Source organism: Streptomyces sp. NBC_01017, assembly GCF_045162795.1.
Taxonomy (GTDB): domain Bacteria; phylum Actinomycetota; class Actinomycetes; order Streptomycetales; family Streptomycetaceae; genus Streptomyces; species Streptomyces machairae.
In genome coordinates, this window is sequence record NZ_CP108683.1 from 8873420 (window position 1) to 8893673 (window position 20254).

The window sequence follows — 20254 nt, forward strand, 5'->3', positions numbered from 1 at the left end:
GTGACCGAGGTCCTGCTGCTCCTGCTGGCCCTCCTTCTCACACTGGCCTGCGCACTCTTCGTCGCCGCCGAGTTTTCCCTGACCACCGTCGAGCGCGGTGACCTGGAGCGGGCCGCCGCGGCGGGCGAACGCGGCGCCGAAGGCGCGCTGAAGGCCGTACGCCATCTGACCGTTCAGCTGTCCGGCGCCCAGCTTGGCATCACCGTCACCTCGCTGGTGATCGGCATGCTCGCCGAGCCATCGCTCGCGGCGCTGCTACGCGGGCCGCTGGATGCGGTCGGCCTCGGCGGCGCGGCATCCTCCGTCGCGACCGTGCTGGGTGTGGCCGTGTCGACCGTGGTGCTGATGGTGGTCGGCGAGCTGGTGCCGAAGAACTGGGCGATCTCCCGCCCGCTCGCCGTCGCCAAGGTGGTGGCCGGCCCGCAGCGCGGCTTCACGGCCGCCTTCGGCCCGTTCATCCGACACCTGAACAACACCGCCAACCGTTTCGTACGCCGCTTCGGCCTGGAGCCCGCCGAGGAGCTGGCCTCCGCCCGCAGCCCCGAGGAACTGGTCGCGCTCGCCCAGCACTCCGCCGCCGAAGGCGCGCTGGAGGCCGACTCCGCCGAACTCTTCGTACGCACGCTGCACCTGGGCGAGCTGACCGCCGAGAACGTGATGACCCCGCGGGTCGACGTCAAGGCCCTCGAAGCGCACGCCACGGCCGCGGACGCGGCGAACCTCACCCACGCCACCGGCCTGTCCCGCTTCCCGGTCTACCGCGACAGCCTGGACGAGGTCATCGGCACCGTCCACATCCGGGACGTGCTCGCGCTGGCCCCGGAGAAGCGCGCGGTCACTCCGGTCACCGAACTGGCCACTGAGCCCCTGCTGGTTCCCGACAGCCTCACCGCCGACCGGCTGCTGGAGCGGTTGCGCTCCACCCGCACCATGGCCGTGGTCATCGACGAGTACGGCGGCACGGCGGGCGTGGCGACGATGGAGGACATCGTCGAGGAGGTCGTCGGCGAGGTCCGCGACGAGCACGACCCCTTCGAGGTGCCGGACCTGCAGACCGCACAGGCCGCAGCCGACGGCCGCGCGGCATGGGAGGCGGACGGCTCCGTCCGCATCGACCAGCTCGCCGCGATAGGACTGACGGCACCGGACGGCCCGTACGAGACCGTGGCCGGTCTGGTCGCCACCCGCCTCGCGCGCATCCCCGCCAAGGGGGACGTCCTGGAACTGGACGACGGTTGGCGCATGGATGTCCTCGACGTCGACCACCACCGCGCCGACCGTGTCCGTATCACCGAGCCCGCCCAGATCCCGGTCCAGGCGGGAGCGACGGGGGAGGAGTCCCGATGACCGTGCTGCAGCTCGCCATCGGCGCCCTGACCCTGCTGACCAACGCCTTCTTCGTCGGGGCCGAGTTCGCCCTGATCTCCGTGCGCCGCAGCCAGATCGAGCCCCGCGCAAAGCAGGGCCATGCGCGGGCCCGGATGACCATGTGGGCCCTGGAGCACCTCTCCGCGATGATGGCCACCGCCCAGCTCGGCATCACCGTCTCCTCGCTGGTGCTGGGCGCGGTCGCCGAACCGGCCATCGCCCACCTGCTGGAGCCCGCCTTCGAGACGGCCCACATCCCGCACGGCTTGGTGCACCCGATCGCGTTCGTCATCGCGCTCAGCGTGGCGACGTATCTGCACATGCTGATCGGCGAGATGGTTCCGAAGAACATCGCGCTGGCAGCGCCGGTCGGGACGGCCCTGCTGCTCGGCCCGCCAATGGTGGCCCTCACTCGAGCGCTGCGCCCGGTCGTGTTCGGCATCAACGCCTTCGCGAACATCCTGTTGAAGCTGCTACGGGTGGAACCGAAGGACGAGGTGGAGTCGGTCTTCACCGATGACCAACTCGCCCGCATGGTCCTCGACTCCAGCGCGGCCGGACTGCTCTCCCGCGCCGACGGTGAACGGCTGCGCGATGCGCTGGAACTGGGCACCCGCCCGGTCGGCGAAATCCTCGTCCCCGCCCAGCGGATGCACACCGTCGACCACACCATCACCCCGGCCGAACTGGAGCGGACGGCCGCCGCAGTTGGCTACTCGCGCTTCCCTGTCACCGGCCCGAACGGCACCTTGCTGGGCTACCTGCACATCAAGGACACCCTCGGCATCGCCGACCGCGACCAGCCGTTCCCGCACGGTGCCCTGCACCCCGTCACCCGGGTCCGCATCGACACGCCGCTGGACGACACCCTGACCGCCCTGCGCGCCGACGGCAGCCACTTGGCCGCCGTGACCGGCGAAGGGGGAGCGGTCCTTGGCTTCGTGACCATGGAGGACGTTCTGTCCGAACTGGTCGGCCCGGCGCCGGCCACAGCCTGATAGCCCATGACGAGGAGGTAGCCGGTCAGCGTGACCGCGATGTTGAGGTGCACCGGCAGCATGGCAGGCTCCTTGCGGTCAGGTGGGCTAAGGCCCGGTCGTTGCTGGCGTCGCGTCCGATGTACCGGGGCGGTGGGTGCGACGGCGGAAGAAAAGGCGTACGTGGGCCGCGACCGGATGCTTGGAGGGGATCGTCGCGCCGTCGAGGCGTCCGACGATGATCTCTTCCAGCGGGTCCCACTCGTTGTGTGAATTGACCGGCGAAACCAGAGGCTCCGCACGGTTGTAAATCGTGGCCGATAGCGCGGACATCACGCGCAATGCGCTGCCCACTCAGGGCATAGCGGCCGTGCGGCCGGGCACTCACCCAGTCCCGGAGTTTGCACATGACCGAGATCGAGTGGGCGTCGCCGTCCCCAGAACCGAGGAATCGCCGGCCTGGGTGCTCTGTCACTTCGCCTCCCACTTTCTCGCGTACTGCTGGGGCTGTCAGGTTGATCACCGTCCGCGACGAGCGCGGGATTCGGAGGCCCACCGTGAGTCCCCAGCCCCCGGCCGCGATCGGCGGCCCTGGGCCTGGCGTCCTGCCTGGAGGTCAGTGGTCCTGGTGGTTGCTGTGCTCTGGCTGCTCCAGGTGATCGGGGCACTCGGGGTTGTGGCAGGGGCCCGGGCCCCACACCGGCACGAAGATCCCGAGAGTCTTGTGCCGTCTCTTGATGGTCATATCGAGGGGCTGCTTGCAGACCGGGCACACAAGCGTCCCTCGGGGACTCGTCTCATGCGCGGCTTTGCTCATTCTTTAACAATAGGCTGTGTGGACGGGGAAAGGGATGGGCCACAGGCTGCTCACCGCCGCGTTGATCACTGCGCCGGCCGGGGCGGATCATCCGGCTGCTGGTCCTGCTCAGCATGTGCGCCAGCGGGTCCCGGGTTCTCGGATGGCGCGTCTGACAGGGAGGGTGCCTTCTCATCCTGAGCTGCAGTAGCCAGATGGGGCGGGACGGGCCGCCGCAGGCTGAACACGACGGAAGCGGCCAGAACAACGACGATGACCGCCAAGCTGATCGGTGAGGGTATCTCCGGGATGCTGGGACTGATCACCTTGTGGGACGCCTGGAGAATGAGCTTGACGCCGATGAAGGCCAGGATGATCGCGAGGCCCATGTTCAGATAGTGGAAGCGGTCCAGCAGGCCCGCGAGCATGAAGTACAGGGCACGTAGGCCCAGGATGGCGAACGCGTTGCTGGTGTAGACGATGAAGGCGTCGTCGCTGACGGCGAGGACGGCGGGCACGCTGTCGACGGCGAAGATCAGGTCGGCGGCCTCGATCGCGGCGACCACCGCGAGGAGTGGGGTGGCCACGCGCTTGCTGGCCTCCTTGACGAAGAACTTCGCGTCGGCGTACTCGTCCCGGACCGGCATGATCTTGCGGAGCATGCGCACAGCGAAGCTCTTGCCGGGGTCGAAGCTCTCCTCCTCGTCCTTGAGGAGCTTGTAGGTGCTGTAGAAGAGGACGGCGGCGAAGGCGAACAGCACCGCGGTGAAGCGGCTGACGACGGCGACACCGAGGGAGAGGAAGATCCCGCGGAAGACCAGTGCGCCGATCACGCCGAAGAACAGGACCCGGTGCTGGTAGGCGCGAGGCACCTTGAAGTAGGCGAAGATCACGGCGAAGACGAACAGGTTGTCCACCGACAGGCTCTTCTCCAGCAGCCACGCGGTGGTGTACTCGGTGCCGGCCGTCGTGCCGAGGACGAGGAAGACGACGCCGCCGAAGATCAGAGCGAGGCTCACCCACAGGGCGCTCCACGCGGCAGCTTCCTTGAAGCCGATGACGTGCGCGGTGCGGTGGGCCAGCAGGTCCACCGCCAGCGACACCACCACCGTCGCGGCGAAGGCTCCCCACAGCCAGAACGGGACGTCAAGCACAACCCGTCACCTTCTCAGCGGCCCACGCTGATACGAGCCCTTATACGGGAGTCTGCGGCATTTGACTGCGTCCGGCGACACCAGCGCGGAGGCGGAGCAGGTCACCAGCCTCGCTCTTGTACAGAGGTCGAGATGGGGGAGCGGGGGCACGCTCGGCGTAGAGGTGGCGGATCCGCCAGGGAGACTTGTGATCGGGAGGAGTCACCGATCTCACCTTGACGCCATGGGCCACGCGATGACCGTGACCCTCGATGGCGGCCATGATTGAGTGGTCGAGCTGCTTGTCGACGGCACGGAAACCAGTCGTGCCGAGATCCATGGGAGCCGGGCCTCGATCCTCAGCGGCGAACTACCCGCCGATTCACCGTTGGCCGCGGGCGTACCAGCAAGACACGGCCGCCAGCGGAAGCCGACAGGGGGCGGCCCCGCTGAACGTCGCCACCACGGCGCCGCATCGGCGCCACCACCTTGGCGAACTGCACTTCGGGGCGGGCCATCTCAAGCTCTGCCGGGCACAGGCAATCAAGAGAAGTCAACGTTGCCGAGAGCTGGCAATGCGCTCGTGCCAAGCGGACTGGACGATTCACGGCGTGATCAAGGTCCTCGTCGTAGAAGACATGCAGGTGATCCGGGCAGGCCTGGTAGCTCTTCTCGACGGAGAGTTCGGCATGGAGGTCGTCGCCCAGGCAGCCGACGCGGTCGATGCCTTGAATGCCATCGAACATGTGGCTCCGGATGTCGCCCTGCTCGACATCGATCTGCCGGGTATGGACGGGCTGGCTCTGGCGTGTGAGCTTGCCGAGCGGGCGCCGGCCTGCCGTACCGTCATGCTCACGGCTCTGGACCGGCCCGGCCATGTGCGGAGAGCCTTGGACGCGGGGGCGGCGGGGCACCTGCTGAAGAGCATCTCGCCGAAGGGACTCGCGGAGGCGGTGCGCACGGTCGCCGCAGGCGGTCGGGTGATCGACCCGCCGGAGCTCGCAGACTTGGCGGAATTGATGACTCCGTTGACCCCGCGCGAGGCGGAGGTACTCAGGCTGGCCGCGAGTGGTGCGGACACACGGGCGATCGCCAGCGATCTGTTCCTCAGCGTGGGTACCGTACGCAATCGACTTTCGGCCGCCGTGGGCAAACTACACGCCCGCACCCTGGTGGACGCGATTCGTATCGCCGAGCGTCACGGCTGGATCTAGGGGAAGTTCGACGGTCAGGATGAAGCGTCCGCCGCAGGATTTCGTGCCGAGGGTTCCGCCGAGTGCCAGGACTCGGAATCGCATGTTCACCAGTCCACTGCCCTGATCGGCGTCCTCTACGCTCGGCAGAACGCCGTCGTTGTCGATGGACAGTTGCACCCGAGAAACCTGGGTCGTCACCTCGATCTCGCAACGCGACGCCTGGCTGTGCCGCAGCACGTTCCCGATGCCCTCGCGCAGGACAGCACTCATGCAATTGGCCGTGGGCCCGCCGAGATCCAGCCCGGCCGGCAGAGTTGTGCGCGTGGCGATCCCCGCAGGGGACAACAGATTCTGGGCATGCGCGACTTCCGTGTGCAGATCGGCGGCGATCCTATGCCCAGTGATGCTTCGTATCTCCTGGTGGGTGCGTCGTGCCAGCGCGGCGATGTCGGTCAGCGCCTGGTGACCTGGTGCGTCGCTCACAGTCCGGGCGAGGGCTTGCTCGCTCTGCACGGCGATGGAGACGAGTGACGAACCCACCAGGTCATGCAGGTCCTGCGTGATGCGGACCCGTTCGCGGTGCTCACCGAGCCGCCCTGCCTGACTGTGTGAGGCTTGAAGCCGCGCAGCGAGCAGGGTGAGGTGGACCACCGCGTACACGCTGCTGCCGGTGACGACGGTCGACACCAGCACGCTCATACTGCCGCTCTGCGCGGTCACCAGACTGCTGTTCACGAGCAGAGGGCCGCTCGCTGCCACCGCTGCCGCGATGACGATCGAAGCCGGTCGAGGCACCGTCAGCAGCACGGCACCCGCGAGGAATCCCAAGAGACTCAGCCACGAGTACTCGAAGACGAGGACAGGCAGATAGGTGAGCACCGCCTGCAGGCCGAGCAGTCCCCAGCGCCACCGGTAGGGGAGACGGTAAGGAGGTGGCGCGTACTGGCCCAGCAGTACTCCGGGCAGCAAGATCATCAAGATGAGCCCGGTGATCAGTGTTCCCTTGCTCAGGGGCTGCGCCAGCACGTCCACGGCCAGCAAGGTGAGCGAGCCCGCGACCAGGACTGTCAGGGACAGTGACGCGATTCCGGTGGCCTGACTCAGCCTGATGCGATGACCCACACCGTTCCCCCGTTCCATGGCCTGCGCTCTCGGCTTTCCAGGCATGCCCGGTGATGGGCATACCTCACCGTCCACGTACGACCGTGCAGCGCAGCAAAGGGTTGTGCAGGGGATTGGTGAAGATCTCACTTCTTTCGCGACCGTGGAAGTGGTCGGATCGGGCGCCCCCCATGTCCTGATCCACGAGGGATGCCAATCGATGAGACACGCCGTGCCCCGAATACGGGGCTCTGTGCTCGCTTTCCACCGCTGCAGACGGGCCTTGCCACCGATCGCCGCGGCTGCCGCGATGCTGCTGGCCGCCGAAACAGCTCTCCTGGTCGCCAACACAGGCGACGCCGTGGCCCTCACCTTCGCTGCTCAGAGTCAGCAGGTGAAGGAAGCTAAGCCTAAGAAACCAGCTGTCAATCAGGCCGACGACATACCGTCGGCCCGCATCGCCGCCCGGCTCTACGGGCACCGCGTGGAGGCCCTGAGCGAGCGCACCGAGACGTCGACCACCTGGGTCAACAAGGACGGCAGTCTGACCAGTGAGATGGCGGCAGGGCCGGTCCGGTTCCAACAGGACGGTCAGTGGACCGATGTCGATGTCGAGTTGCAGGAAGTCGCCGGCGGCGTGGAGCCGAAAGCGCACCCGGACGGGTTGCGACTGGCCGGCAAGACCGGAACTCCTGCCAAGTCGCTGAAGGCTGCGCGTGAGGCCAAGGCAACCGACCTGGTCACGCTCGGCGAAGGCGATCAGCAGATCACCTTGCAGTGGAAGGGCGGGCTGCCGAAACCGAAGCTCGCCGGGACGCGTGCCGAGTACGTCAACGCCGTTCCCGGCGCGGACGTGGTCGTGGAGGCCACGCGGACCGGCTTCGAGCAGTACGTCGAGATCAAGGAGCGCCCCGCAGAGGGCGGTTACTCCTACACGCTGCCCCTGAAGGCCAAGGGCCTGAAGGCGAAGCAGCTCAAAGACGGCAGCATCCTGTTCACTGACAAGAAGAACAAGAAGCACGCCGTCATGCCGGCCCCAGTGATGTGGGACGCCACCGTCGACAAGCGGTCCGGTGAGCACACCAACCGCGCCAAGGTCGGCATGAAGGTCGTGCAAAAGGGCTCGTCGGTCGATCTGGTGATCACCCCGGACGCGAAGTTCCTCGCCGACCCTGACACCACCTATCCGGTCACCGTCGACCCCTCGACGTCATCGCTGTCCAACGTCTTCGACACCTACGTGCAGCAGGGCGAGACGGTGGACTGGTCCGCCGACACCGAACTGGACCTCGGCAACCCCGGTACGAAGAACGCGGACGGCACGCCGCGCACGGCGCAGTCCTTCATCTCCTGGAACACCTCGCCGATCCAGGACGCGCTCATCTCGGACGCGAAGCTGTCCCTGTGGAACTTCCACTCGGGTAACACCGACTGCAAGCTCTACCCCTGGGAGGTGTGGTCCTCCGGCGCCGCATCCACCTCCAGCCGGTGGACCAACCGCCCGACCATGACGGCGAAGAAGGCCACTTCGACCGAGACCCGCGGCAACGCGGGGTGCACCACGCAGCCAGACGGCTGGATCAACGCCGACGTGACGACCCTGGTGCAGGAGTGGGCCTCTGCCAAGGCCACCCGCGGCCACATGGGCATCCGCGCCACGGACGAGTCGATCGTGGCCCAGTGGAAGCGGGTCAACTCCGCCAACGCGGCCTCCAACCCGCCGAAGCTGGTGGTGAACTACAACTACCGGCCGCGTACCGGCACGAAGCAGGAGGCGGGCCCACCGTACTTCTCCTACAACGGTGCCTACGTCGTCGACACCACCACCCCCACGCTGCGCGACACCTTCGTGGACGCCAACGGCGACAAGGTCAACGGCACCTTCGAGGTGCGGGATTCGGCGACCGACACCAAGGTCGGCGAGTACCTGGTCTCCCCGTGGGTTCCCTCCGGCCAGGTCGCCGAGGTCACGGTCGCGTCCGGCGTACTGACTGACGGCAAGACGTACAAGTTCCGGACCTCGCCGTACGACGGGACGCACTTCAACGTCGGCTGGTCGGCGTGGAAGACGTTCACCGTCGACACCAAGGCTCCCTCCGCCCCGACCAACATCACATCGACGGACTATCCGTCGGCTCAGTGGGTCAAGGGCGCAGGACAGGCCGGTACATTCACGGTCACGCCTCCTGCCGCGGACCACAACTGGCTGGAGTGGTCGCTGGACGGGGTGACCTGGACCAAGGTGGCCACCGGCGGTTCCACTGCGAACAAGGCCCTCTCCATCACTCCGCCGAAGGACGGCACCCAGACCCTGCAGGTGCGGTCCGTCGACAAGGCGGACAACAAGTCCGAACCCGCCCAGTACACCTTCCACGCCGGCCCCGGAGGCTTCATCCAGCCGTCCGACGGTGAGCGCACCGCGCGCCGGCTCCCGCTGATCGCCGAGGCGGAGGCGGGCAAGTACGATGCCGTGTCCTTCTCCTGGCGCCGCTCCGAAGCCGATGACTGGGTGAAGATCCCCGCCGGTGACGTCACCTCCGGCGGCGCCGCGCTCACGGCATGGCCGGTTCCGCTGACGGGCGGTAAGAACGCCGCGCTCGTGTGGAACACGACGGACACCGTCGACCCGGACGGTTCCATCCAGATCAAGGCCGACTTCACCGGTCCCAACGGAGCCTCCGGCGCGACGCAGCCTCTCGCCGTCGTCGTGGACCGCAACGCCGACGGCGCCGCCGCCAGTGAGGTCGGGCCCGGCTCGCTGAACCTCCTCACAGGCGACTACACCCTGTCCGGCACCGATGTGTCCGTGCTCGACATGACGGTGACGCGCAGCGCGTCCTCCCGCACCCCGCAGGCCGGTGCGGCACAGGACGGACAGGCGGCCATCTTCGGCAAGGAGTGGGTGGCCGGCACGGTCGCGCAGGCCGTCCAGTCCGACTACTCCGAGCTGCGGAAGACCTCGGCGTCCTCGCTCGACATCGTCACCGCCGACGGGGAGACGATCGCCTTCTCCGCCAACTCGGCCAAGACCGGCTGGATCCCTGAACCGGGTGCCGAAAACCTGACGCTGAAGGGCAACTTCACCAGCGGCGACTTCACCCTCTCTGACACCGAGGCCAACGTCACCACCTTCAGCCAGGTCAACACGTCCGCCGATGCCTGGACGGTTTCCCGGTCCCTGGTCGATGGACAGGCCAACTCCACGACCGAGGTCATCTCCGAGGCGGTTACCGTCGACGGCAAGGTCCTCGCCCGCCCCAAGCGCGTGATCGCCGCCACCAGCGCGGTCACCCTGGCAACCTGCGAGGCGAACCCCGCAACCCGGGGATGCCGCGTCCTGGAGTTCGTCTACGCGGCCTCGACCACCGCCACCGCCACGGCCTTCGGGAACGTGAAGGACCAGGTGTCCGAGATCCGCGCTTGGGCGACCAGCCCCGGCGCCACCGCGTCCACCGCGACGAGCGTGGCGAAGTACTCCTACGACGACGCCGGACGTCTGCGTGAGACCTGGGACCCCAGGATCTCCCCGGCGCTGAAGACGACCTACGCCTACGACTCCGCCGGCCGGGTCACCCAGTTCACGCCGCCGGACCAGCTTGCCTGGACGTTCACCTACGGCAAGGTCGGCACCGATCCAGTGTCCGGCGAAGGAATGCTGCTCAAGGCATCCCGTCCGACGCTCAAGGCAGGCTCCGCCATCGAGCTGGACGGCGGTACGGCCCAGACGTCGGTCGTGTACGGCGTACCGCTCACCGGTGCCAAGGCCCCTCAGGCCATGGGAACCGGCGACGTAGCGGCATGGGGACAGCTCGACGCTCCTTCGGACGCCACCGCGGTCTTCCCGACGGGTTCGGTCCCGGCCTCGCACAGCGGTGCCTCGCTCGCAGCGGGCGACTACGGGCGGGCCATGGTGCATTACCTCAACGCCCCCGGGCGTGAGGTCAACACTCTGGACGCCGCCAAGAACATCACCACGACCGAGTACGACCAATTCGGCAACGCCGTCCGGGAGCTGTCCGCAGCCAACCGCGCGCTGGCGCTGGGAACGACCGACGCCGACAAGGCCCAGCTGGCCGACCTCGGCATCGCCGGTATACCGGCGGCGGAGCGAGCCGAGCTGCTGTCCAACCGCGGCATCTACAACGCTGACGGCTCCCGTGAGGTGGAGACGCTCGGCCCGCTGCACCGGGTAGCCCTGGACGCGGAGCTCAAGGACGGCACCACCACCGTTCTGGCCGCAGGTGACCAGGCAATCGTGCGCCACCGCACCGTGAACGAGTACGACAACGGCCGTCCGACCGACGGCACTGCGACCGTCTCGGACAAGGTCACCAAGCGCACCGAAGGCGGTCAGCCGCGCAACTGGCCGACGCTGACGGCCGATGTCCGCGTCACCCAGAGTGTGTACGACTGGGTGGTTGGCGAGCCCACCAGCACCATCCAGGACCCGGGCGGCCTGGCCATCACCGAGAAGGCCACCTACGACACCGCAGGGCGGCAGATCACGCGCAGCCTGCCCACCTCAACCGGGTCCGACGCCGGCACGCTGATCACGGACTACTACACCGGCGACGGCACCGGCGTCTGCGGTGGCCGCCCCGAGTGGGCCGACGAAGTGTGCCGCACCCGACCCGCGGCGGCGATCACCGGAGGGGGCTCCAACCCGAGCCAGCTGGCGACCACGACCGCCGAGTACGACCGGTGGGTCGAGACCGCCAAGCTCACGGAGACCGCCAACGGAACCACTCGGGTGAAGACCACCGATTACGACGACGCGGGCCGCACGAAGACCGTGACGATCTCGGGGGGTACTGGCACGGCCGTCCCCGCGGTCACCACGACTTACGACCCGGTCAGCGGCAAGGTGGCCGAGATCACCTCCACCGGCGGCGGAACGATCAAGAAGGCGTACGACAAGCTCGGCCGCCTCGTCTCCTACACCGACGCCGACGGAGGCGTCACCACCAGCCAGTACGACGCCGAGGGCCACGCGGTCCTCGTCAGCGACAATGTGCCGTCCAGCACGAGTTACGCGTACGACGCGAGCGTTGACCCACGCGGTCTTCCCACGTCGATCACGGACTCCGTGGCGGGCACGTTCAGCGTGCGCTACGACGCCGACGGGCAGGTGCGCTCCCAGAAGCTGCCGGGTGGCTACACCATGAGCCAGAGCACCAACCCGGCCGGCATGGCCATGGAGCGGACGTACACCCGAGACAGTGACGGCGAGGTGCTCTTCTCGGAGACCCTCATTCCCACCGTCCACGGCCAGCGTTCCTCCTATACCGGCTCGCTGGGCCAGACCTCCAGCCAGACCTACCGGTACGACAAGGCCGGCCGGCTCGTCCGGGCGGAGGACGACACCGTCGACAGTGTCTGCGTCACCCGAAGCTACACCTTCGACCAGAACTCCAACCGCAAGACCCTTGCCACCGCCGCCGCCGAGCCCGGCTTGGCTTGCACCACGACCGGCGCCACGACCACCAGCCACACTTACGACAGCGCCGACCGTCTGGTTGACTCCGGCTACGCCTACGACACCTTCGGCCGCACCGCCGCCGCGCCCGGGACCACGCTGGCCTACTACACCAACGACCTGGTGCGTCAGCAGACCGCGGGCACTCAGCGACAGACCTGGACTCTCGACTCCCAGCTGCGCTTCCGCGGCTCGACGGTGGAATCCAACGCCTCGGGCACCTGGACACAGACCCAGTCCAAGCTCCACCACTACAGCTCCGACGCGGACACCCCGCGCTGGACCGTGGAGGACACCGCCACCGGCACGGTCACCCGTAACGTGAACGGATTCGACGGTCAACTGGTGGCGACCACCGCCAAGACCGGCTCACCCGTCCTGCAACTCGTCAACCTGCACGGCGACGTGGTGATGCAACTGCCCACCACCGCCGGTCAGGCCCCCACCGTTCTCACCACCGACGAGTACGGCAACCGCGCCAACACCTCCAGCACGGTCCGCTACGGCTGGCACGGCGGAATGCACCGGTCCGGGGAGACCCTCACCGGCCTCACCCTGATGGGTGTCCGCCTGTACAACCCGGCGACCGGCCGCTTCCTGTCCGCCGACCCGCTGCCGGGTGGCAGCTGCAACGCCTACGACTACGCGTGCGCCGACCCCGTCAACAACGAGGACGTCACCGGCTGCGCGACCTGTCGTGTGCCCAAGCACGCCTGGACCGGCCGCAGTTACACCACGGTCCTGCGCACCACGCGCTGGAGCTACAGCGGTTGGCAGAACGTCAGCTGGCACTGGTACATGGACGTCCTGAGCGGTGACTACGGCCCGGTGCCCATCAGCGCGTGGAAGCGGCAGTACCGCTACCGCAAGCAGTACATCTTCAAGTGCAAGGTCGTGGCCTGGTACGGCTGGGGCCGGCAGAAGATCCTGGCGACCTTCGAAACGCACTGGCAGTACTCCTACCGTGACCGCACTACGTACCGGATCAAATGGACCGGTATCAAATGGACACGGACCGGAGGCTGGAGCTGGACGAGAACATCATGGCGCTACGTGTCCAGCTATCGCATCGTCTATACGAAGGGCTGACTTCTGCAGCCTGATCATCTGTAGAGCATAAAGTGGTGCTCCGCGACATTGGTCGCGGAGCACCACCTCCTTGTCCCACCCGCACTGCCGCAGGCCGGTTTGTTCACCGCTCGGGCCTTGGCCACTTTTGTGGAGATATCTCTATGCTTCCCGCAGTGATCGCTTTCGGGATCGCCTTCTTCTGTCTCACTCTGTGGTGCTCCGTCACTATCGCCCGGATGCAGGACATCCCAACCTGGCGCAGGCTTCTGCCGCTCTCCCTTTTCCTGATCGCTGCCGCGGCCAGCCTGCTGCGGGCGTTCGACATTTCAGAGGTGGCGAACGCCATCTCTTTCCCCCTGAACCTGGCAGTCGTCCTTCTGTCTTTCCGGGAGATTCGCGGTAGCCGCCGCAGGCGCGAACTCGGCCCTTCCGTATAGAAGATCAACGGAAGTCGGTAGTTCTCTATCGCGCGCTCATCTACGTGAGAGCGCGCCAATTCATGCTGCGTACATTCGTGTAAGAACGCGCACAAGAATCTTCGGGTGTATGAGATCTCGTCTGCTCGGTGAGCCGCACCGGGTACAGCTTTGTGATCAGATCTCCCGCTCCGACGCGCAACCACAACTGCCCGGCCAGCCCCAGGTCACAGGGACGGTGATCCAGTACGGCCTGCCGGATCGCCTGGTCACAGTGCCACCGCGACCACCATTGCAGCCGCTCCCGTCAGAGCTCGCGGCGGGCGGTGGGTGCGGGGTTGTACCCGAGGCCCAGCTCGCGCAGCATTCGGGTCAGGTCGGCCGGAGCCGCTGCCAGGCGGACCGGGGCGCCCGCGTCGTCGAGTTCGGCGACGTGCCAGCTTCTGCTGATCGCCTCCTCATCGCCCCGCGCGCGCCTCACGTTCACGGCGGTAAGCCGTTCCACCGGGATCGGCTTCGCCGCGAACCGGCCGGGGCCGCCGTGAGGCACCACCGCGGGCGGGCCGTCGCCGAGGACGATGTGGGTGCCGAAGCCGTGCGGGTTGTAGTCGGTATGGTCCAGGAAGCGGGCGGCCAGGAACACCTCTCCCCGCACGGGCGGTGTCTGGGCCGCTCCCGCCTCCCCCGGTGTACGGATACGTGTAGCGCGCCACGCCCAGGCGAACAGGCTCAGGCTGACCAGCGAGCCCGCTGCCCACCACGTGATCGGCGTGCGCGATGAGAACAGGGTGGTGGGGTGGAGGTAGCACAGCGGCAGCAGCCATACGGCGGTAGCGACCAGAACGCCCGCTAACGGCAGTGCCGACGGGAGCACCTCGTCGTCAGCCAGGCGGCGCCCGCTCCGGCGCATCAGCATCAGGGCTCCCGGGTACGCCGCGCCCACGGCCAGCCCGGCCGCGATGACGGCCACGTCACCGGCGGGCGTCATGTGTTCGCGCCAGACGTGCCGTTCGCCGGCGACCACTCTGATTTGACCACGCCAGAAGGTCACCTCGGCCCGGTCACCGGCCGCGAACCCCTGGGCGCCTTCGTACGAGACCCTGACTCGCCGCACCGGCTCGGCGTCAGCGAAGTACAGCCAGCTGGGCTTCTTGCCCCCCTCGGGCTCGGCCCGCGCGATCACGGCCGGCACGGTGGTCAGGCACTCGCCGCGCACCGCTGCGGGCGTCTCGGCGGCACATGGCACGGCCGCCTCCCAAGCCCGCTTCTGCGCATTGGCGCTCGGCACGGACCACGCGGCCAGACCCGCACCTGCGAGCAGCAGCAGGCACAAGGCCATCAACCAGCGCCGGCCACGCCCGGCGGTGCGGTACGACACGACGGGGAGATGCGTCGACTCCGGCGTGCCGTAGCAGCGGTGCAGTGCTCGGAGCGCCTCCACCTCCGAGTCGAACGCCGGGTCGTCGTATTTCGCGGTCTGCGGCAGGGGCAGGCGCAGCTTGCGTCCGCCGCGCAGCACCAGGTCGACGCGACGCACTTCGCCGTTGCGTACACGCTGCAGTCGTATGTGCAGGTCCGCGACTTCGCTCCACGGCACGTTGCGGCGGCGCAGCATCATCCGGGAGCGCACGCCGTACGCGTCGGCGCGCACCTCAGCTGTGGCCCAGAGGAGCACCAGAATGGCTGTCAGCACTACCGTCAGGCCGACGGTCATCCACAGGACGAACCACTTGCCCCAGCGTTCGGTGGACAGCAGCACCGTCAGGAACGCCCAGACCCCGACCACGGCGCCGAATCCGGCGAAGACCCGGCCGGGGCGGCGGATGAGGGGACGGCAGGTCATGTCGGGCGCTTCGGACATGCGGATGATCCTGCCAGCCGCGCAATCGCATGCGCATGTGCGGTGTGCGGCAACGCCCTGGTCACGGAGATTGCCGGGCTGCGGAAGGCGCTACCCGCTCGTCAGGCCGGCAATCAATAGCCGCGCTTTGCCGACACCGACCGCGACGCCACAGGGCACCGGCTATGTGTCGAGGGAATCGGCTGAGCCTCAGATGGCGGCGGCCGGCCAGGGGATCAGCTGATGCCCGATTCTGCGGTCTGGAGCGCGGCCGCCAATGCAAATGTGGGCCCTCCGCGACGGAGGACCCCACGTTGCATTGGCACTGTGCGGTTCCGGGTTACGGGGTGAGCGTCTGGCCGAGGTGGGCGCCGGTGGGGGTGCACAGGGCGCTCTTGCTGTAGTAGACGCCGCCGCTGGTGTCGATGCCGGAGTTGCCGCTGTCCAGCTGGAGGATGACGCCGTTGTAGGCGTCCTCGCCCTCCACGCCGATGGCGAGGTCGGCGCGGCCCCAGCCGGAGAGGTCCTGCAGGACCACAGCGGAGCCGAACTTGTCGTTCGGCTCGGTCACGCCAGCGATGCCGCTGCGGTCCTGGCTGTACCACTGGGCGCCGGAGCCGGTCAGGCCCGACGAGGTGCCCTTGAGGAGCAGGGCCATGCCCGCGTTGGTCTGGTTGGCGCCGCTGCGGGTGATGTCCTCGCCCGGCATGCCGGTCAGGACGTCGGCGTAGCCGTCGTCGTTGTAGTCGCCGACGGAGACGGATGCGCCGGTGGCGTCGCCGGCCTCGGCGGTACCCGGCACGCCGCTGGTGTCCTGGTGGACGGTACGCATACCGGTGGTGGTGAAGCCGGTCGAGGTGCCCGGGACCACGGTGACCTGGCCGCCCTTGAAGGCGCCGGACTCGGCGGTGAAGGGCTGGCCGATGGCGATGTCGTCATAGCCGTTCCCGTTGACGTCACCCACGGCGATGGAGCGGCCACCCTTGACGGACAGGACGCTGACCTTGATCAGGCCGGACGACGTGCCCTTGAACCAGGTGACCCGGCCGGTGCCGGACTGGTCGAGGTAGTTGAGGGCCACGTCCGCGTAGCCGTCACGGTTGAAGTCGCCGGTGGCGGCGTCGAGGGCGGCGAGGGATCCGGAGGCGCTGGTGAGCTTGCCGTACTGGGTGGCGCCGCCGGTCAGGCGGGTGTTCCAGCTGCCGCTGTTGCCGGTGCCGGCGGAGAAGACGTCGGCCTTGCCGTCAGCGTTGAAGTCGCCGACCGTAACGGCCGCGCCCAGCTTGGCTCCGGTGCTGGTCACACCCGACGTGGTGTACGAGAAGCCGGAGTCCAGACCGGGACCGTACAGCACGGTGACCGAACCCCGGTCGGCGTGGCCGCTGGTGTCGTCCTCACCGGGGGAGCCGACGGCGAGGTCGGCGTAGCCGTCGCCGTTGACGTCGCCCCAGGCGGTGGCGGCACCGAAGTTGTCGCCGGACTCGTGGCCGCCGGGGACACCGGGGCTGTTCTGGGTGAAGGAGCGCTTGACTGTGGCGTCCGGCCCCTCCGTGTTGCCGGGCACGACGGTCAGCGTGCCGCCGCTGCTCAGCGCCCGGGGCGTGCCGGCGACCAGGTCGGTCACGCCGTCGCGGTTGAAGTCGGCGGTCGGGATGGCGGAGTTCCTACCGGGGCTCGCGGCGAAGCGGCGGATCTCGCCGAGCTTGGCGTACATGGCGGCGCCGGGGCACTCGGTGGCGTAACCGTCGCGGTGGCCGGAGATCACGTTGAGGGTGGCCTCCTGGCCGTTCTTCCAGACCCCGGTGTCGCCCTTGGCGGTCGGGTTGCCGCCGTACTGGCCAAGCTTCCAGGCGGCGACACGGGCCACCGATTCCAGCGTGGCCCGGGTCGGCCGGGCCGGAGCGATGCCCTTGGCGGAGTCGCCCTGGAAGTCGCCGAGGACGGCGATGCCGATGGAGTAGCTGTTGAAGCCGTAGGTGTGTGCGCCCTGCACGGGCAGGTCAGTACCGCCCGCGCGGCCCTCGAAGATCTGGCCGCACTTGTCGACCAGGAAGTTGTAGCCGAGGTCGTTCCAGCCGTTGACGTCGATGTGGTACGCCATGATGCCGCGCACCAGCGAGGCCGACTGGGCGCAGCGGTAGCTGTTGGAGCCGACGGTGTGGTGCACGAACACGGCCTGCACCTTGTCGTTGTACGCCGGCGGGTCGTCGACCTTGGATTCGTCCGCGCCCCACTGGGCCCGGCCGGTGATCGGCGGCTGGGTGACGGTGGACGGCGGGGCGGTCGGCACCGTCTCACTCGGCGACGGGGACGCGGAGGCCGAGTCCGTCGGGGTCGCGGTGTCGGTGGGCGAGACGCTGTCCGTCGGCGTCGTGGTCGGATCCGCCGTGGGCGACTCGGTCGCGGTGTCCGTGGGGGTGACCGCATCTGTGGGAGTGACCGTGTCGGTGGGGGTGACCGTGTCGGTGGGCGTGGCGGCGGGGTCGGTCTCGGCGGCGAACGCGGCCGGCTCGAACTCGGTGCCGATGGACTTGGTTTCGGCGGAGGTCATTCCCGGGTCGACCAGGTTGACCTCTAGCCCCGTGGGCAGCCCCGCGCTCGCCGTGCCGTCCTCGCGGACGACCTGCACCTCGACACCGTCGGACGGCCCGACCCACAGCGGCTCCGAGGCACCGCGCATGCCCGGCTCGACGCCCTCCGGCGGATCCACCCCCAACTCCAGGTCCTGCCAGGCGCTCCACTCACCGGTCTCCAGGTTGCGCGTGCGCACCTGCGCGGTGCCGTCGATCTGCTTCCTGGGCCCGGTCCAGGAGACGCCCAGCAGCGAGAACTGCTTCGTGCTGGTACGCGGCAGCTCCCGCTCCTGACTGCCGGTTCCCTTCAACGCGAGGTCGTAGACCTTCACGGGCCGCTTGGCCCGACCTGTGGCGCCCGGATCCTCGGACGGCCGGCCAGGGCGTACGTCGCCACGCCCCCCAGGACCACTGCACCCAGCGTCAGCCAGGCCCTGCGCCTCAGGCTCAGCGGTCTGTACGCGTGCGACGTACGACGCGCACGTCGAGTACGACGACTCAAGACGAATCCCACCCCAAAGAAGGCCGTTGAACGGCCGGAGAAGAAAGTCACGTGAGGCACATCCGTCACATGGATGGCCTGCTTTGGCCAGCGTTTTGCACTGGGTAAACGTCACTGCTCGGCAAGGCGCATCGACGTAGATCACGTCGGGCTGGTCAGTCGATGGCGATCCTGCGATGGGCGGACGGCGTAATCCGGCCCATGATGCGGTCCTTGGTGGCCGGGGCACCGACACGCAGCCAGCCGTCGCGCCACTGTTATTGACGTGCAAGAAGATCCCCGCGCCGCGGCCGGGTATGGCGGGCCGGTACGGCCAGCACGTACTCGTCGACCTCCCGACGCAGGCCGCCCTTGGAGCCGAAGTGGTGCACCACGAGCCCAGATGACACGCCTGCGGCCTCGGCGATCTGGCGTCCGGTCACCGACTCCGGCCCACGGTCGGCGAACAAGCGCAGGGCCTCGTCGCGGATCACCGCCCGCCTGGTCCGATCGTCCGGCATTGAACGCACGTACAGCATGCTGAACAGGTTTTCAGTCAGTGGTCCAGGGCTCGGCGGATCGGCCCGGGGGAGGGCCTTCGGGCCTGCCTCTGCCGGTCGCTCTCCGTCAGGGTGCGCCATGGCCGTCGAGGCGCTCCCCCTGGCGATGCGCGTCAGCCGGCAGTAACCGCAGACGAGGACGGCTCCGCGGCGGCGGATCCGGGCGGGAAGCGGGTTGCCGGGGACAGCTCGGGGGGCGCCTCCTCCAACTGCTGCACGATGGAGTCGTCCGGCGCGTTGCCGGCAGTGCCCGCGCTGGTGGGCAGGCAGGACCAGGCGCCCAGGGTCACCGTGATCGCGGCAGCCGTGGCTATCACGCGGACGACGCGCCGGAGTTTGGCTTTGTCGTCCAGGTCCCGCCAGGCCGCTCCGGTCCAAGGTTCGTCCGGCTGCCATAGGTCGCCGACCGCATCCGTTCCACCGTCGGTCGCGCCGCCGTGCGGACGCCGCGAACGCAACCCAGTCCTGTCGGCTGGGTCGACGAGTCGGTGCCACCCCGGTGCCCGTTCCAGGGCGGAGGGTTCCTTGGGGGCGGACTGGCGGATGGCCACCTCGCTGTCTGTGAGGAACTTCAGCCAGATGTCCTCAGGGGCGGGCGGCGTGCCGTCCGGCTCTTCGGGCGTTCCCTCGCCGCCTGGCCCTTTGGTGGTCACGGTCTCCTTCTTCCTTTCCTGTCCACAGGGTTGTGGGCAGGGCCCCCGACTTGCCAGTGAATGTTCCCTGTGGCTCCGTGGTCAGAGGGGGTCGTCGGTCTGGTTCGGTCCGTGACGCCGGGTAGGAGCTAGCTCGCTCCTGCAATCCATATCCTCCGCCGATCGGTATGTACCGAGGTGCGGACCGGCTGTGAGGGCAGGCGGTGGCAGGGTCGAGGGGGGGAGCCCACCGACGGCCGGTGCGCCGTCCTGCTTGACTTGCCGGTCTCACTCCTGGGCGCCGGATGGCAATCGGCCGTCGGCTCGGCTTCCCCCGGCTCGATCATTGCATGATGCAAAATGAGATCGCCAGTCCCCCATCGGTTTTCGCGAAATTCCTGCGACGGCGCGGGCGGTTGGCCGTGCCGTGGTGACCGGCGTCTGGGGACGTTAGAGCCAGAGAGGGCCGAAGGCCTTACGAGACCCTGACGCGGTCGGGAAACCGCTCTGCCACGCTCGTCTCACTGGCAACTCTGGTTCCGTCCGCCGCCGGCCCCGTGGCGGCGGCACGAACCCCGAGGAGCGACGTATGAGCAGGCACACCAGGCGCAGGTCCCCGTTACGAGTCCGGCTG

The 20254-nt window shown here is 68.3% G+C and carries 12 protein-coding genes and 1 pseudogene; 5 read left to right on the forward strand and 8 right to left on the reverse strand.

Annotated elements, in window-relative coordinates; genetic code table 11:
* On the forward strand, positions 1-1347 hold the full coding sequence (locus OG331_RS40725) for a hemolysin family protein (protein WP_406206344.1): 1347 nt from the start codon (positions 1-3) through the stop codon (positions 1345-1347).
* Positions 1344-2366: a hemolysin family protein gene (locus OG331_RS40730; protein WP_406206347.1), complete on the forward strand. Its 1023-nt coding sequence runs from the start codon at positions 1344-1346 to the stop codon at positions 2364-2366. Before OG331_RS40725 ends, OG331_RS40730 begins: the two co-directional genes overlap by 4 nt.
* Before the next feature lie 171 nt (positions 2367-2537).
* On the opposite strand, the pseudogene OG331_RS40735 reads toward OG331_RS40730, so the two are convergent.
* From OG331_RS40735 to OG331_RS40745, 3 genes and pseudogenes are all read right to left on the reverse strand, one after another.
* Positions 2538-2678, reverse strand: a pseudogene (locus OG331_RS40735) (amidinotransferase); the annotation flags it as partial.
* Positions 2679-2961: 283 nt separating this feature from the next.
* Positions 2962-3090 (reverse strand): hypothetical protein, encoded by a 129-nt coding sequence (locus OG331_RS40740; protein ID WP_406206350.1) that lies wholly within the window; start codon positions 3088-3090, stop codon positions 2962-2964.
* Between the two features lie 137 nt (positions 3091-3227).
* Complete coding sequence (locus OG331_RS40745; RefSeq protein WP_406206353.1) at positions 3228-4295, reverse strand: TerC family protein; 1068 nt, start codon at positions 4293-4295, stop codon at positions 3228-3230.
* Between the two features lie 590 nt (positions 4296-4885).
* On the opposite strand from OG331_RS40745, the gene OG331_RS40750 reads away from it, so the two are divergent.
* Complete coding sequence (locus OG331_RS40750) at positions 4886-5488, forward strand: response regulator (RefSeq protein ID WP_406206356.1); 603 nt, start codon at positions 4886-4888, stop codon at positions 5486-5488.
* Here OG331_RS40750 and OG331_RS40755 read toward each other — a convergent pair.
* Positions 5429-6592, reverse strand: a complete 1164-nt coding sequence (locus OG331_RS40755) for a sensor histidine kinase (RefSeq protein ID WP_406206359.1) — start codon at positions 6590-6592, stop codon at positions 5429-5431. The two genes, OG331_RS40750 and OG331_RS40755, sit on opposite strands and share 60 nt — an antisense overlap.
* Positions 6593-6881: 289 nt before the next feature.
* On the opposite strand from OG331_RS40755, the gene OG331_RS40760 reads away from it, so the two are divergent.
* Together OG331_RS40760 and OG331_RS40765 are read left to right on the forward strand one after the other, a co-directional pair.
* Positions 6882-13136, forward strand: a complete 6255-nt coding sequence (locus tag OG331_RS40760) for a DNRLRE domain-containing protein (protein ID WP_406210639.1) — start codon at positions 6882-6884, stop codon at positions 13134-13136.
* Between the two features lie 155 nt (positions 13137-13291).
* The gene (locus OG331_RS40765) at positions 13292-13555 is read left to right on the forward strand and encodes a hypothetical protein (protein WP_406206361.1); all 264 of its coding nucleotides are present in this window, start codon (positions 13292-13294) and stop codon (positions 13553-13555) included.
* A 286-nt stretch (positions 13556-13841) separates the two neighbouring features.
* On the opposite strand, the gene OG331_RS40770 is transcribed toward OG331_RS40765, so the two are convergent.
* From OG331_RS40770 to OG331_RS40785, 4 genes are all read right to left on the reverse strand, one after another.
* Entirely contained in the window at positions 13842-15395 is a 1554-nt protein-coding gene (locus OG331_RS40770; RefSeq protein WP_406206364.1) for a PH domain-containing protein, read from the reverse strand.
* 319 nt (positions 15396-15714) lie between these two features.
* Positions 15715-18279, reverse strand: coding sequence for an FG-GAP-like repeat-containing protein (locus OG331_RS40775; RefSeq protein WP_406206367.1), 2565 nt, complete (start codon positions 18277-18279; stop codon positions 15715-15717).
* A 427-nt stretch (positions 18280-18706) separates the two neighbouring features.
* Positions 18707-18967 carry a helix-turn-helix domain-containing protein gene (locus OG331_RS40780; RefSeq protein WP_406206370.1) on the reverse strand — a complete coding sequence of 87 codons (261 nt, stop codon included), beginning with the start codon at positions 18965-18967 and terminating at the stop codon, positions 18707-18709.
* A gap of 134 nt (positions 18968-19101) precedes the next feature.
* Positions 19102-19641 carry a hypothetical protein gene (locus OG331_RS40785; RefSeq protein WP_406206373.1) on the reverse strand — a complete coding sequence of 180 codons (540 nt, stop codon included), beginning with the start codon at positions 19639-19641 and terminating at the stop codon, positions 19102-19104.
* Positions 19642-20254 lie beyond the last annotated feature (613 nt).

Excerpts from the sequence above, each read along its gene's own strand:
- OG331_RS40730 (WP_406206347.1), top strand. The coding sequence starts at position 1,344 with ATGACCGTGCTGCAGCTCGCCATCGGCGCCCTGACCCTGCTGACCAAC.
- OG331_RS40760 (WP_406210639.1), top strand. The coding sequence starts at position 6,882 with ATGCTGCTGGCCGCCGAAACAGCTCTCCTGGTCGCCAACACAGGCGAC.
- OG331_RS40740 (WP_406206350.1), bottom strand. The coding sequence starts at position 3,090 with ATGACCATCAAGAGACGGCACAAGACTCTCGGGATCTTCGTGCCGGTG.
- OG331_RS40770 (WP_406206364.1), bottom strand. The coding sequence starts at position 15,395 with ATGTCCGAAGCGCCCGACATGACCTGCCGTCCCCTCATCCGCCGCCCC.
- OG331_RS40780 (WP_406206370.1), bottom strand. The coding sequence starts at position 18,967 with ATGCTGTACGTGCGTTCAATGCCGGACGATCGGACCAGGCGGGCGGTG.